The sequence below is a fragment of the Amycolatopsis albispora genome (assembly GCF_003312875.1).
Lineage (GTDB): Bacteria > Actinomycetota > Actinomycetes > Mycobacteriales > Pseudonocardiaceae > Amycolatopsis > Amycolatopsis albispora.
In genome coordinates this window covers 4,375,553-4,388,882 of record NZ_CP015163.1, presented here as the reverse complement: position 1 = coordinate 4,388,882, position 13,330 = coordinate 4,375,553, and the positions used below count along the sequence as shown (strand labels likewise).

General features: G+C 70.1%; 17 protein-coding genes. 12 read left to right on the top strand and 5 right to left on the bottom strand.

Annotation, left to right across the window (positions count from 1 at the left end; genetic code table 11):
- The first annotated feature begins 20 nt into the window (after positions 1–20).
- The 8 genes from A4R43_RS20505 to A4R43_RS20470 all read left to right on the top strand — a co-directional run bounded on the left by A4R43_RS20505 (position 21) and on the right by A4R43_RS20470 (position 4,619).
- Positions 21–1,187 (top strand): MFS transporter, encoded by a 1,167-nt coding sequence (locus tag A4R43_RS20505; RefSeq protein WP_236809151.1) that lies wholly within the window; start codon positions 21–23, stop codon positions 1,185–1,187.
- Positions 1,188–1,218: 31 nt separating this feature from the next.
- Positions 1,219–1,575 carry a MerR family transcriptional regulator gene (locus A4R43_RS20500; RefSeq protein ID WP_113693812.1) on the top strand — a complete coding sequence of 119 codons (357 nt, stop codon included), beginning with the start codon at positions 1,219–1,221 and terminating at the stop codon, positions 1,573–1,575.
- 52 nt (positions 1,576–1,627) lie between these two features.
- Positions 1,628–2,077, top strand: a complete 450-nt coding sequence (locus A4R43_RS20495; RefSeq protein WP_113693811.1) for a hypothetical protein — start codon at positions 1,628–1,630, stop codon at positions 2,075–2,077.
- 45 nt (positions 2,078–2,122) lie between these two features.
- Positions 2,123–2,884, top strand: coding sequence for an ArsR/SmtB family transcription factor (locus tag A4R43_RS20490; protein ID WP_113693810.1), 762 nt, complete (start codon positions 2,123–2,125; stop codon positions 2,882–2,884).
- A complete protein-coding gene (locus tag A4R43_RS20485; protein ID WP_113693809.1) occupies positions 2,881–3,165 on the top strand; it encodes a DUF1905 domain-containing protein in 285 nt (94 codons plus the stop codon). The genes A4R43_RS20490 and A4R43_RS20485 overlap by 4 nt, the downstream gene beginning before the upstream one ends.
- Entirely contained in the window at positions 3,162–3,524 is a 363-nt protein-coding gene (locus tag A4R43_RS20480) for a VOC family protein (RefSeq protein ID WP_113693808.1), read from the top strand. Before A4R43_RS20485 ends, A4R43_RS20480 begins: the two co-directional genes overlap by 4 nt.
- A gap of 83 nt (positions 3,525–3,607) precedes the next feature.
- Positions 3,608–4,171: a dihydrofolate reductase family protein gene (locus A4R43_RS20475; RefSeq protein WP_113693807.1), complete on the top strand. Its 564-nt coding sequence runs from the start codon at positions 3,608–3,610 to the stop codon at positions 4,169–4,171.
- 34 nt (positions 4,172–4,205) lie between these two features.
- Complete coding sequence (locus tag A4R43_RS20470; RefSeq protein ID WP_113697758.1) at positions 4,206–4,619, top strand: SgcJ/EcaC family oxidoreductase; 414 nt, start codon at positions 4,206–4,208, stop codon at positions 4,617–4,619.
- On the opposite strand, the gene A4R43_RS20465 is transcribed toward A4R43_RS20470, so the two are convergent.
- The gene (locus A4R43_RS20465) at positions 4,606–5,049 is read right to left on the bottom strand and encodes a hypothetical protein (RefSeq protein ID WP_113693806.1); all 444 of its coding nucleotides are present in this window, start codon (positions 5,047–5,049) and stop codon (positions 4,606–4,608) included. The two genes, A4R43_RS20470 and A4R43_RS20465, sit on opposite strands and share 14 nt — an antisense overlap.
- A gap of 120 nt (positions 5,050–5,169) precedes the next feature.
- Between A4R43_RS20465 and A4R43_RS20460 the strand changes: the two genes are divergently transcribed.
- Positions 5,170–5,979 carry a helix-turn-helix domain-containing protein gene (locus tag A4R43_RS20460; RefSeq protein WP_113693805.1) on the top strand — a complete coding sequence of 270 codons (810 nt, stop codon included), beginning with the start codon at positions 5,170–5,172 and terminating at the stop codon, positions 5,977–5,979.
- Positions 5,976–6,284, top strand: coding sequence for an antibiotic biosynthesis monooxygenase family protein (locus tag A4R43_RS20455; RefSeq protein ID WP_113693804.1), 309 nt, complete (start codon positions 5,976–5,978; stop codon positions 6,282–6,284). Before A4R43_RS20460 ends, A4R43_RS20455 begins: the two co-directional genes overlap by 4 nt.
- Before the next feature lie 6 nt (positions 6,285–6,290).
- On the opposite strand, the gene A4R43_RS20450 is transcribed toward A4R43_RS20455, so the two are convergent.
- Positions 6,291–7,427: a C40 family peptidase gene (locus tag A4R43_RS20450; protein ID WP_205215386.1), complete on the bottom strand. Its 1,137-nt coding sequence runs from the start codon at positions 7,425–7,427 to the stop codon at positions 6,291–6,293.
- Positions 7,428–7,430: 3 nt separating this feature from the next.
- The gene (locus A4R43_RS20445; protein WP_113693803.1) at positions 7,431–8,384 is read right to left on the bottom strand and encodes a nucleoside hydrolase; all 954 of its coding nucleotides are present in this window, start codon (positions 8,382–8,384) and stop codon (positions 7,431–7,433) included.
- A gap of 51 nt (positions 8,385–8,435) precedes the next feature.
- Here A4R43_RS20445 and A4R43_RS20440 point away from each other — a divergent pair, with 51 nt between their 5' ends.
- Positions 8,436–9,200 carry an acyltransferase gene (locus A4R43_RS20440; RefSeq protein WP_113693802.1) on the top strand — a complete coding sequence of 255 codons (765 nt, stop codon included), beginning with the start codon at positions 8,436–8,438 and terminating at the stop codon, positions 9,198–9,200.
- An 84-nt stretch (positions 9,201–9,284) separates the two neighbouring features.
- The gene (locus tag A4R43_RS20435) at positions 9,285–10,550 is read left to right on the top strand and encodes a M14 family zinc carboxypeptidase (RefSeq protein ID WP_236809150.1); all 1,266 of its coding nucleotides are present in this window, start codon (positions 9,285–9,287) and stop codon (positions 10,548–10,550) included.
- Between the two features lie 12 nt (positions 10,551–10,562).
- Here A4R43_RS20435 and ilvA read toward each other — a convergent pair whose 3' ends face one another.
- Together ilvA and A4R43_RS20425 are read right to left on the bottom strand one after the other, a co-directional pair.
- On the bottom strand, positions 10,563–11,825 hold the full coding sequence (gene ilvA, locus A4R43_RS20430; protein WP_113693801.1) for a threonine ammonia-lyase IlvA: 1,263 nt from the start codon (positions 11,823–11,825) through the stop codon (positions 10,563–10,565).
- Positions 11,826–11,869: 44 nt separating this feature from the next.
- Positions 11,870–13,294: a short-chain fatty acyl-CoA regulator family protein gene (locus A4R43_RS20425; protein ID WP_113693800.1), complete on the bottom strand. Its 1,425-nt coding sequence runs from the start codon at positions 13,292–13,294 to the stop codon at positions 11,870–11,872.
- Positions 13,295–13,330 lie beyond the last annotated feature (36 nt).

The following is a 13,330-nucleotide window of genomic DNA, read 5'->3' as shown; positions in this document are numbered from 1 at the left end:
ACGGTTCGAGCATGGGCGGCATGAGACTTCCGTTGCCCGCCCTGCTGGCGCTGACCACCGCCGCCTTCATCACCGTGCTGACCGAGGCGCTGCCCGCCGGGGTGCTGCCCGCGCTGGGCGCCGATCTCGGGGTCGTCGAATCCGCCGCCGGGCAGACCGTCACCGTTTACGCGATCGGCACCGCGGTCGCCGCGATCCCGTTGTCCGCGGCCACCGCCGGCTGGCGGCGCAAACGCTTGCTGCTGACCGGGATCACCGGTTTCGCGGTGGCCAACACGGTCACCGCGGTGTCCGCCGACTACCTGCTCACCATGGCCGCCCGGTTTGTCGCCGGGCTGGCCGCCGGGGTGGTCTGGGCGCTGCTGGCCGGATACGCGCGCCGGCTGGCGCCCGAAGGCTTGCCGGGCAAGGCGATCGCGGTGGTGATGGCGGGCATCCCGCTCGCCCTGTCGCTCGGCGTGCCCGCGGGCACGTTTCTCGGTGGTGTGCTCGGCTGGCGAGTCACCTTCACCGTGATGTCCGTGCTCGCCGTGGTGCTGCTGGGCTGGATCGCCGTGGCCGTCCCGGATTTCGCCGGGTCGCCCGGCGGTGGCCGGTTGCCGGTGCGGCGCACGCTCGCCGTGCCGGGGGTGGCGCCGGTGCTGGTGGTGACCCTGGTTTTTGTGCTGGCGCACACGATTCTCTACACCTATCTCGCCACTTTTCTGGAGCGAGCCGGGCTCGGCGCCGAGGTCGGCCTGGTGCTGCTGATCTTCGGCGTGGCCTCGATGGTGAGCATCTGGGTGGTCGGCGCGTGGATCGACCGCGGGCTGCGTGCGCTGACGATCGCCGGCACCGTGCTGGTCGGCGCGGCGGCCGGGGTGCTCGGGGTCTTCGCCGGGAGCCCGGCGCTGGTCTACCTCGCCGCGGCGGTGTGGGGACTCGGCTGGGGCGGCGTGCCGACGCTGCTGCAGACCGCGGCCGGGCAGGCCGGTGGCGAAGCCGCCGACACCGCGCAGGCCGTGCTCGTCACGCTGTGGAACGCGGCGATGGCCGGTGGCGGGATGGCGGGCGGGCTGCTGCTTGACCACTTCGGCGCCGGGGCTTTCCCTTGGGCCGCACTGGTGCTGCTCGTGCCGGTGCTGGCGGTGGTGCTCGGTGCGCGGGAACACGGGTTCGCCGGTCATGCGCGCTACGGTAGAACTTGACACCAGTGTCAGGTTCAACCGTGGAGGCGGCATGCGGATCGGGGAACTGGCTCACCGCACCGGCGTGAGCGAGCGCTCGCTGCGTTACTACGAGCAGCAGGGCCTGCTCGCCGCCGACCGCACCCGCGGCGGGCACCGCGACTATCCCGAGGCCGCGGTGGACCGGGTGATCCGCATCCAGGAGCTGTTCGCCGCCGGGCTGTCCAGCCGGAAGATCGCGCGGCTGCTGCCCTGCCTGCGTGACGCCGACGGTGGTCCGTCCGAACTCGCCGACGCGAAGCTGGTCGCCGAACTCACCGCCGAACGCGAGCGCATCGACCGGATGATGGCCGACCTCGCGCGCTCGCGGGAGGTGCTCGACGGCGTGATCGACGCCGCCGAGCAGTAGCCCACACCTCACTGACAGAAGATGTCAGTGGGGTGCGGGCACGCTGACCGGCGTGAACGATTTCGACTTCCTCATCGGCTCCTGGAACGTGGTCAACCGGCGGCGCACGAAGCTGTTCGCCGGGCACGACGAGTGGGCCGAGTTCCCCGGCGTCTCGACCGGACAGTCCATTTTCGACGGTGGCGGCAACACCGACGAGATCATCTTCCCGACCCTCGGGTGCCGCGGTTTCACGCTGCGCCTGTTCGACGTCGAGCGGCGCCAGTGGTCGCTCTACTGGGCCGACAGCCGCAGCGGGCTGCTGTTCCCGCCGGTGGCCGGCACCTTCCGCGACGGCCGCGGCGACTTCTACGGCGACGACACCCACGACGGCAGGCCGATCAAGGCGCACTTCATCTGGTCGGGCATCACCGCGGACTCGGCGCGCTGGGAGCAGGAGTTCTCCGACGACGGCGGGCGGACCTGGGAGTCCAACTGGGTCATGGAGTTCACCCGCGCCTGATCGCGGGGTTGACATGAAACCAAATGGTTTCATATGCTTCGTCACGTGGAACTGGTCTTCAAGGCGCTGGCGGATCCGACCCGCCGGGAACTGCTCGACGAGCTGTTCCGGCGGGACGGGCAGTCGCTGAACGCGCTGGCGAGCCGGTTCACCATGACGAGGGTCGCCGTGGCGAAGCACCTCCGGCTGCTCGAGGAGGCCGGTCTGGTGCTCTCGGACCGGCGGGGCCGGGAAAAGCTGCACTTCCTGAACCCGGTGCCGATCCGCCTGCTCCACGACCGCTGGGTCAGCAAGTACACCGAGACGTGGGCCGCCGGCCTCGTCGACCTGAAACGAGAACTGGAGGCACGCGTGGAGAAGGTGTTCGAGATCTTCGTCCGCACCACGCCGCAGCGGCTGTGGCAGGCGATCACCGATCCGGAGACGCGGGCGCGGTTCCAGTTCGGGGCGCGGGTGGAGTCGGACTGGACCCCCGGTTCGGCCTACCGCGTCACGCACGCCGGGGCGGGCGGGCTGATCGAGGGCGAGAACCTCGAGGTCGACCCGCCGCGGCGGCTCGTGCAGACCTATCACGCCATCTGGGACGACGACATCGCCGCCGCGGGCACCAGCCGGGTGACCTGGGAGATCGAGGAGGTCGGCGACAGCTGCCGGCTTGTCGTCCGGCACGACCAACTCGCCGAAAACGCCGACGAGCACCTCTACGGCGGCTGGCCGATGATCCTGTCCGGGCTGAAGACCTGGCTGGAGACCGGCACCGAACTCACCACACCCGGTTCACTGATGTACGGAGGGGAATCCAGATGACCACCACCAAACTCGATAAAACGTTCACCGCGACCCTGCTCAAGAGCCCGAACAAGGGCGGCTGGACCTACGTGGTGATGCCCGGCTCCGCCGAGTTCTTCGGTACGCGCGGCCTCGTGAAGGTCCTCGGCCGTGTGGACGGCGAGCCGTTCCGCGGCTCGTTCATGGCGCTCGGCGACGGCACGCACAAGCTGGCCTTCGACGCCGGAACCCGCGAACGCATCGGCAAGCAGGCGGGCGACACGGTCACCGTCACCCTCGACGAGCGGATCGCCCGATGAGCGTGATCACCGGCATCCGGACGGTCAGCGTGCCCGTTTCCGACCAGGAGCAGGCGCTGCGGTTCTACGTGGACACGCTCGGTTTCACCGTGCTGCGCGACGGGCCGATCCCGACCGGGCGGTGGATCGAGCTGGCGCCCGGCAGCGACGACGTGGTGGTCACGCTGGACCAGGCCGCCCCGGACGTCACCCGCGGCTCGATCATGATCCGGTTCACCACCGACGACGCGACCGCGGCGCACGCCGCCCTCACCGAAGCCGGGGTCGATACCGACGAGGTGCTCGCGTGGCCGGGTGTGCCGCCGATGTTCGCCTTCCGCGACCCCGACGGGAACGTTTTTTCCCTCACCGAATCCTGAGGGGGATGTCGAGACCGGTGCGGCGGCTCCGTCCCAGTGGCAGAAGCGGCCGGGACGGCCGCCCGTACCGGAAGGACAACCTCATGCGCAAGCTCGTCGTCCAGCAGTGGGTCACCGCCGACCAGATCGCCGCCGAGGAGGACGGCGGACTCGGGTTCGTGTCCGTGGAACCCTTCTCCGACAAGACCGATCCCGCGTTCAAGGCGAGCCTGATGGGGTTCATCGACTCGGTCGACACGATGATCCTCGGCGCGAACACCTACACGCAGACCAGGGACTACTGGCCGTACGCCGAGGACCAGGGCGAATACGGCGAGAAGCTCAACAAGCTCACGAAGTTCGTCGCCTCTTCGAATCTGACCGACGCGCCATGGGGCGACTTTCCCGCCGGAACGGTAACGCGTGATGCGGCCGCCACCGTCCGGGAACTCAAGGCGGGCGACGGCAAGGACATCTGGCTGTGGGGGAGCCTGACGCTGATGCGTTCGCTCCTGACCGCCGGCGTCGTCGATGAAGTCCGGTTGCTGGTGTGCCCGGTGACACGGGGGAAGGGCACGCGCATTTTCGAGGACCGGCACGACCTGAAGGCGGCTGAAGCCACCTTGTTCGGCAACGGCCTGACCCTGCTGCGCTACGAGATCGCTTGACCTCCAGCGTGGTGGACGTTCCAAAGTGGTCTTCATGACTACAACGGAGATCGACGCGCAGGTCCGCGACGCCGAGATCGAAGCGATCAAGCAAGTGGTGACCAAGGTCGAACACGCCCAGAACAACGAGTTGCCCGACGAGTTCGTCAGCCTGTTCCGCGCCGACGCGATCTGGACAACGGGCGGCGGCAAGCGCCTTTTCGGGCGTGACGCGATCTCCGCGTTCACGCATCAGGTGCTTCCTGGCGGGATGAGCGGCCTGACGGTCACCTTCGAGGTGGAACACGTGCTGTTCATCCGCCCCGACGTCGCGGCGGTCAAGGTGCGGCAGGTGTACCAGACGCCCGACGGCCCGGACGTGGGCACGCCCTTGTTCGTCATGGCAAAGGAGGACGGGCAGTGGCGCCTGACCGCCTGCCAGAACACGGGCGTGCTCAACGACGACTGAACGGAGGAACCAGGCGGCGACGGGTGGCGGGTGGTGGCGGGTTGTGACGGCTTCGCGAGCGGCCGAGGCCGATGAACGCGAGTACGGCGAACGTGGTGACCCAGGCGGCCCCGGCGAGCATGAAGGTGGTGCCCAGGCCGGTGAGCGGCAGGAAACCCGTGACCAGGAGAGCGACGATCGCCCCGCCGGACAGGGCGTTGCCCGCGATGGCGCACCCGGCCAGCCGCGGTGGGATCCGCGGATAGCCGGCGATCAGGCCGAGGGCGACGGCACCGCCCACCATCGCGATCCCGATCGGCACGAACCAGGTGGACGGCAGGCCGAGCGGACCGGTGAGCCACCGCCCGCCCGCCAGCATGGCCACGCCGAAAACGGCGGTGCCCCAGCCGTCGATCCGCAGGCTGCCGCGCAGCAGGTCCGGTGTGCTCATGCCGTTCTCCTCGGTCCCTCGGTCAAGTTCAGGGCCTGACGGTGGCACGGTGCGGGGCATGGGCTCAATGACCTCCGAGGTCATCGAACCGGTGATCCACCACGGATACGCTCCGGCGCCATGGACACACATCAGCCGGTCAGGGTGGGCATGCTCCTGCGGGAGTGGCGGCAGCGTCGCCGGCTCAGCCAGCTCGACCTCGCCCTGCTGGCCGGCACTTCCGCCCGGCATCTGTCCTGTGTGGAAACCGGCCGCGCCCGGCCGAGCCGGACGATGGTGCTGCGCCTGTCCCGCGCCCTGGACGTTCCCCTGCGCGAGCGCAACACCCTGCTGCTGGCCGCCGACTACGCACCCGCCTACCGGGAAAGCAGCCTCGACGACAAAACCATGACGTCGATCCGGTCCGCGCTCGACACCATGCTGACCGCGCACGAGCCGTACCCGGCGGTGGTGGTCGACCGCCAGTGGAACGTGGTGACCGGCAACAAGTCCATGACCGTGCTCATGGACGGCACACCCCAGCACTTGCTGCGGCCACAACCCAACGTGTACCGCCTGGTCCTGCATCCGGACGGGCTGGCCGGGCGGCTGGTCAACCTCGGTGAGGTCCGGGCGCTGTTCCTCGACCGACTGCTCCGCCAGGTCAACGCCACCGGAGACACGCAGTTGCGTGCGCTGTACGAGGAAGTCAGCCAGTACCCCGCCCCCGCGGACACGGAACAGACCGACAACGCCGAAAACCCGCCAAGCCCGATCCAGGTTCCACTGCGAATCCGCACCCCACACGGAGTGCTGTCCATGTTCGGCACCATGGCCACCTTCGGCGCACCGGCCGACGTGACCCTGTCCGAACTGGCGATCGAGTTCTTCTACCCCCTGGACGAATTCACCACGGCCGCGCTACGCGCACTCGAGGAAGGATCAGCATGACTGACGGCGTCACCTTCATCAACGTTTTCGAAATCCCCGCGGACCGGGTGGACGAGTTCGTCGGCCACTGGCGGGAACGGGCCGAGCTGCTCCGCGACGCGCCCGGCTTCCGCGATGTCCGCCTGCACCGCGCGTTGCTGCCGGATTCGCGGTTCCAGCTCGTCAACGTGGCGCACTGGGACAGCGAGGAAGACTGGCTGGCGGCGACGCGGAACCACGGGCAGTTCCAGTCGTCGGTCGCCGAGGCCGCGCAGGTCGCGACCCCCAACCCGGCGCTCTACGAGGTCGTCGTCGAACTCCCCTGAGACGAGTCAGGCGGCCGGGCGGCCCGCGCCGGCGTAGTCGTCACCGGGGCGGCGGTAGGCGTGCACCTGCACGGCCTGGCCGAACGTCGGCGCGTCCACCATCTGCTTGTTGCCGACGTAGATGCCGACGTGGTGGATCTTCGTCGACGGGTTGCCGAAGAAGACCAGGTCGCCCAGTTGCGGCTCCTCCTCGACCGGCACCAGTGGCACGCTGCCGTACTGCCAGTGCGCCGTCCGCTTGAGCGTGATGCCCGCGTTCCCGTACGCCGCGGTGGTCAGGCCCGAGCAGTCGAAGCCCTCGTGCCCGCCCTCGATGCCGTTCCCGCCCCACACGTACGGCAGGCCGATCTTCTCGATGGCGAAGTACACCGCCTTGAGCACGGCGGCCTTCGGCGGCGCGTCGGTTTTCGCGACCGTGCCGTAGACGTTCGCCGTGGCCAGCACGCGGTGCAGGAACAGCGGCGCGTCCTGCAGCGAGCCGACCGCGTTCCACCAGGTCGGGCCGTCGGACAGGTCCCGGCCGCCGTCCGCGCACAGGGCGCGGGCGGCGGTCAGTGCCGCGTCGTCGATGTTCTGCGGGTCGGGCGCGCCCGCGCCGCTCGCGCTGCGCGCCCACCTGTCCCAGATCGCCGGGGTGAGCTGCATCGGGCCGTTCGCGTCCCGCTCGGAGACCACGGTGCCGTTGAAGTCGAGCAGTTCCACCGTGCCGATCGGCTGCGCCGGCCTGCCGTCCTCGCCGATCACGCCGCCCGCGCGGCCGTGGTCGCTGGCGTTCTTGCCGATCCCGGCCAGCGTCACCCAGGACACGTGGCAGCCCGGCTGCTCCTGGCTCATGGTGATGGTCGCCTTGGCGTAGGCGAGCATCGAGCGCTGCGGGATCTCCAGCCACGTCGAATACTTGGCGGCCCAGTCGTCGAGCTGCTTGCCCGGCGACGCGGGCAGCGCGGCACCCTGCGTCGGCGACGGTTCCGCGGGCGCGGGCGGCGGGGTGGTCACCGGGGGCGCGGTGTTCGCGGCGCTGTCGGCCTGCGGTGAGCTTTGCTGGCTGTTGGCCACCACAAAAAGCCCGGTCGCCACGGCCACCGCGACCAGCGCGACCACCAGTGCCCGCCGGACCGGCCGCTGCCTCGGTTCCTCCGCCACCACTTACCCCCTGATCCCGTCGAGCACGAACTGGCGCAGGCCGTCGAGATCGGTGTCGACGGCCACTTCGATCGACGGCCGCTCCGGCTCGCCGTTGGCTTCCCGGTGGGCCCAGCGACGCTGGTCCAGCAGGGTCGCGCCGCGGTACGGGCCGAACCCGCAGTCCACGTCCACCGGGAACCGCTCGGTCTTGAGCAGGCCGGGCCGGATCGCCTCGGCCACCGCGACCGCGTCGTGCAGCACGATGCCGTCGTACCCGAGTTCCTTGCGGTAGTGGTCGAGGTAGTCGGCGGTGAGCGAGACCAGCACCTCGCCGACGGGATCACCGTCCGCCAGCTCGGCCAGCCAGTCGGTGGACACCGCGCAGCGCCGCGTCAGGTCCATCGGCACCAGCGTCACCGGCACGCGTTCCTCGACCAGCACCCGGCGCGCGGCCTCGGGATCGGCCCACACGTTGAACTCGGCGGCCGCGGTCATGTTGCCGCGCCCGATCGCGCCGCCCATGATCACCAGCCGCTCGATCCGGTCGCGCACGCGCGGGTGCGCGGCCAGCAGCAGGGCGATGTTGGTGAGCGGGCCGATCGGCGCGATGGTCACCGGCTCGTCCTCGCGTTCCAGCAGCGAGACCAGCATGCTCACCGCGTCGGCGGTCTCCAGGTCGCGCTCGGCGGCGGCCAGCGAGGCCGACCGGCCGGACAGCCCGTCCGCGCCGTGCACCGAGGAGGCCCGGGTCCGCGCGTGCACCAGCGGCCGTTCGGCACCGGCGGCGACCGGCACGTCGGCGCGGCCGAACAGGTTCAGCAGGCGGCGGGCGTTCTCCGTGGTCGATTCGAGCGGCACGTTGCCGAACACCGTGGTCACGCCGATCAGCTCGACGTCGCGGCTGCGCGCGGCCAGTGCCAGCGCGAACGCGTCGTCGACCCCGGGATCGGTGTCGATGATCAGTTTGGTGCCCACTCGCCACTCCTTGGTGTCCCGCGCCGAGGCCTACAGGTTACGGTCAGCCCCATGACATCCATGTGGGGTTCCCCGGTGGCGGCCAGGGCGAAGGCGTGGCGGCGCGCGCGGCGCGACCCGCGGCAGGCCAGGTTCCTCACCGCCGACTCGCTGCGCTGGGTGCTGCGCAACCGCGCCTACACCCCGTGGTACCTGGTCCGCTACTGGCGGCTGCTGAAGTTCCGCCTGCTCAACCCGCACATCATCCTGCGGGGCATGGTGTTCCTCGGCAAGGACGTGGAGATCCACTGCCGTCCCGGGTACGGGCGGCTGGAGATCGGCCGCTGGGTGCACATCGGCGACGGCAACGCGATCCGCTGCCACGAGGGCTCGCTGCGCATCGGCGACAAGGCCGTGTTCGGCAGGCAGAACGTGGTCAACGGTTATCTCGACATCGAGCTGGGCGCGGCCACCCTGGTCGCCGACTGGGTCTACATCTGCGACTTCGACCACGTCACCACCGACATCACGCTGCCGATCAAGGACCAGGGCATCGTGAAGTCGCCGGTGCGGATCGGGCCGGACACCTGGATCGGCACCAAGGTCTCGGTGCTCAAGGGCACCCGCGTCGGCCGGGGCTGCGTGCTCGGCGCGCACGCGGTGGTCCGCGGGGACATCCCGGACTATGCGATCGCGGTCGGTTCGCCCGCGCGCGTGGTGCGCGACCGGCGGGCCGACTACGAAGCCGACGCCGAGCGCCGCGAGGCGGTTCGCGACATGGCTCGCAAGGCGGACAAGGCGCTGGAGAAGACGCTGCGCGACCTGACCTCGAACTGAGGGCGGCGAACCGGACGAACGGAGGATACCGTTCGTTGCCGTAACTAACTAGCATGAGCGCACTTCGAAGTGGAGGAGCAGCTCGTGCAACTACGCAGACGTTCGGCACTTGCCCTGGCCACCCTGTCCGGAATCGCCCTGCTCGGCACCACCGCGCCCGCGGTCGCCGCACCCGACGACGGCATCTCCACCGCCGCCGCGGCCTGCAGCGAAACCCCGCGCGACCTGCCGATCAACCAGTTCACCGACCACCGCGAGCTGGGCATCGAGCTGGACCGGATCGAGCGCGTCAGCGGCGGCAAGGTCCAGGTCGACCAGCTCGGCCGGAGCAACCGCGGCCGCGAGATCTACTCCGCGCGCGTCGGCACCGGGCCGAAGGCCGTGCTGGTGACCAGCGAGATCCACGGCAACGAGAAAACCGGCACCGACGCCGTTCTCGACCTGCTGGACTTCGTCGGCACCAGCGACTCGGCCAAGGCGAAGCGCTGGCGCAGCGAGCTGACCATCGTCGCCATTCCGAAGATGAACCCGGACGGCGCCGAACTCGACCGCCGCGGCAACGACATGACCTGGCAGGAGGTCACCGCGCGTCACCCGCAGCTGCGCGGCGCCCAGCCGGCGTGGAACTACTACACCGGCACGCTGCAGGGTGACGACTACTCGCAGCGGCCCGGCTTCGACATCAACCGCGACTACCACCCCGACCTGAACTACGTGCCGCGCAAGGAGGACTTCCCCGGCACCTCGGCGCAGACCGGCTGGTACCTCTCGCCGGAGACCTCCATCGTGCGTGACGTCTACCGCGGGCTGACCGCCGAGTTCGGCAAGGTGGACACCTACGTCGACCTGCACCACCAGGGCGCCTGCTACGTGATGCCGGACGACCCGGACGAGTTCGTCACGCTGTCCATCTCCGGCAAGTTCGTCGACGACCCGGCCACCACACCGGGTTACGAGAAGTACGCGCCGAAGTACGACCTGAAGTACTCGAAGCAGCTGAACGTGGCGGTGTACAACGCGCTGCAGGGCGCGGCGAACAACCGGCCGGCGTTCGGGAACGTGACGCTGTACCCGCAGGACACCAACCTGCCCGGCACCGGGCTCGGCTCGTTCGCGCTGAACGGCAGCGGCACGGTGTTGTTCGAGGTGCGCGGGCAGACGCAGACGCTGGGGCAGCAGCACCGCGCGATGCTCACCAAGTCCGTCTACATCGGACTCGACGGCATGCTGTCCTCGGTGGCCAGCGGCCAGGTGCGCAACCTGGACCCGGCCGCGTACGACCGGATCCCGCCGCGCGGGCCGAACATCGGCACCGGGGCGGCCACCGCGGAAGCACGCCTGGACTTCTGAAGCAAGCAGCGTCTAAAGCAGGAAATGGAACAACGGGCTGCCCGGTTCCACCCGTTCCACCTGGAGCGGGCTGGCGTCGAGGCGGTCCAGCAGGCCGGGCAGGTCGGCCGGGCGCTCGATCTCGATCCCGATCAGCGCCGGGCCGGTCTCCCGGCTGTTGCGCTTGACGTACTCGAACAGGGTGATGTCGTCCTCTGGGCCGAGCACCTCGTCGAGGAAGCGCCGCAGCGCGCCCGGCTCCTGCGGGAAGCCGACCAGGAAGTAGTGCTTCAGTCCTTTGTGGACCAGCGAGCGCTCGAGGATCTCGCTGTACCGGCTGACGTCGTTGTTGCCGCCGGAGACCACGCAGACCACGGTCTCCTCCGGCTGGATCGTCACCGACGCGCCGAGCGCGGCGCTGGCCAGCGCGCCGGCCGGTTCGGCGATGATGCCGTCGGACTGGTACAGCTCCAGCATCTCCGTGCACACCCCGCCCTCTTCGACGGTGGTCAGCTCGGCGCCGCTGTCGCGGATCAGCGGATAGGTGACCGAACCGGCGATGGCGACCGCGGCGCCGTCGACGAACGAGTCCACCGCGTCGATGCGCACCGGCTCACCCGCTTCGATCGCGGCGGCCACGCAGGCGGCCCCGGCGGGCTCGACGCCGACGATCCGGGTCGACGGGTGGTGCTCCCGCATCCAGGTGACGATCCCGGCGAGCAGCCCGCCGCCGCCGACCGGCACCACCAGCACGTCGGGCGCGAAGCCCAGCTGCGCGACCAGTTCGCGGGCGACCGTGCCCTGCCCGGCAACCGTGCGCGGGTCGTCGAAGGCGGGCACCAGGGTGGCGCCGGTGCGCTCGGCCTCGCGCTTGGCCTCGGCGGAGGCGTCCTCGTAGCTGTCGCCGGTGACGATCACCTCGACGTGCGCACCGCCGAGCGTGGCGATCCGCTCGCGCTTCTGCCGCGGCGTGGTGCGGGGTACAAAAACGCGGCCCTTCGCCCCGAGGCGACGGCAGGCGTAGGCGACGCCCTGCGCGTGGTTGCCCGCGCTGGCGCAGACCACGCCGCGGGCGCGGACCTCCTCGTCGAGCTGCACGATGAAGTTGTAGGCGCCGCGGACCTTGTAGGAGCGGACCGTCTGGAGGTCCTCGCGCTTGAGCCACACGCGGGCGTTCATCTGCGCCGAGAGCCGGGAACTGGGTTCGAGCGGGGTCCTGGTGACCACCCCGGCCAGCCGTTCCGCGGCCTGGTCGACCAGCTCCGCGCTTACCTCCGCCGTGCGTACGCCGTGCATGCCCGGGAACCTACTCCCGGCCGGGCCGCCCCGGTCGAGGCGCCCTACGACTTCGGCACCGCGGGGTAGGGGACGAAGGTGCTGGTGTTCTCGTCCACGGTCAGCTGCTTCCCGATCGTCGGGAACGCGCGTTGCGGGCACGCCGGGCGTTCGCACACCTTGCAGCCCATGCCGATCGGCGTGGCGGCGGCCCGGTCGTCCAGGTCGAGGCCGGTCGAGTAGACCAGCCGGCGCGCGTGGCGGAGTTCGCAGCCGAGGCCGACGGTGAACATCTTGCCCGGCGAGCCGTAGCCCCCGATGTTCCGCGAGATGGTCCGCGCGATCCAGAAGTAGCTCTTGCCGTCCGGCAGCGACGCGATCTGCGTGAGGATCTTGCCCGGCGACGTGAACGCCTCGTAGATGTTCCACAGCGGACACGCCCCGCCGACCCGTGAGAAGTGGAAGCCCGCCGCCGACTGCCGCTTCGACATGTTCCCGGCGCGGTCCACCCGCACGAACGAGAACGGCACCCCGCGCATCTTCGGCCGTTGCAGGGTGGACAGCCGGTGGCACGCGGTCTCGAAGCCCACGCCGAAGTGGTCGCACAACCGCTCGATGTCGTACCGGTACTCCTCGGCCCGCCGGTGGAACTGCTCGTACGGCAGGATCAGCGCGCCGGCGAAGTAGTTCGCCAGGCCGACCCTGGCCAGCGAGCGCGCGGCCGGGCCGGAGAACGCCCACGAATCGGCCAGCTCGGCGATCAGGTCGTCGTACTCCAGCAAGGCGATCTGCGAAGCCATCCGGAACGCCTGCTGCCCGACCCGCAGGCTCGGCGCCATCCGCAGCACCCGCGCCTGCGGCTCGTACCGGTGCTGCTCACCAACCGTCTCGTCGATGCCCTCGCTGGTCACGTGCACGCCGTAGCGCTCGGTCAGCCGGTCACGCAGCGCGGAAAGCACCTCGCCCCGGCGCAGCGGCAGCTCGGCGGCCATCCGCTCGGCGCGTTCGTCCAGTTCGGCGACGTAGTTCTCCCGTTCGTAGAAGAAGTCGCGGACCTCCTCGTGCGGCAGCGGCCCGGCCGCGCTGCCGTGCATGCCGCTGCCGTCCTCGGCGACCAGCGCGGCGGTGTTCTCCACCGCGTCCCGGTACCGCCGGTGCAGCCGGACCAGCGCCTGCGCGATGGACGGCAGGTTCGTCGCCAGCTCGTTGATCTCGCCGTTGGTGGCCTGCACGCCGAGCGACTCGTCGAGCAGGGCTTCGCGCACGTCGGCGACCAGGCGCGCGGTGTCGTTGTTGGCGAAGAACTCGGCGTCCACGCCGAACGCCTGGGTGATGCGGAAGAGCACCGGAACGGTCAGCGGGCGGGCGTTGTGCTCGATCTGGTTGAGGTAGCTGGGCGAGATCTCCAGCAGCCTGGCGAGGTCGGCCTGGCTCATCGAGCGGGTCTCACGCAGGTGCCGCAGCTTCGCGCCGGCGAAGGTTTTGTCCACTGAACCGGTCCTTTCCGGAAGGTTTCCCGGCCTGAA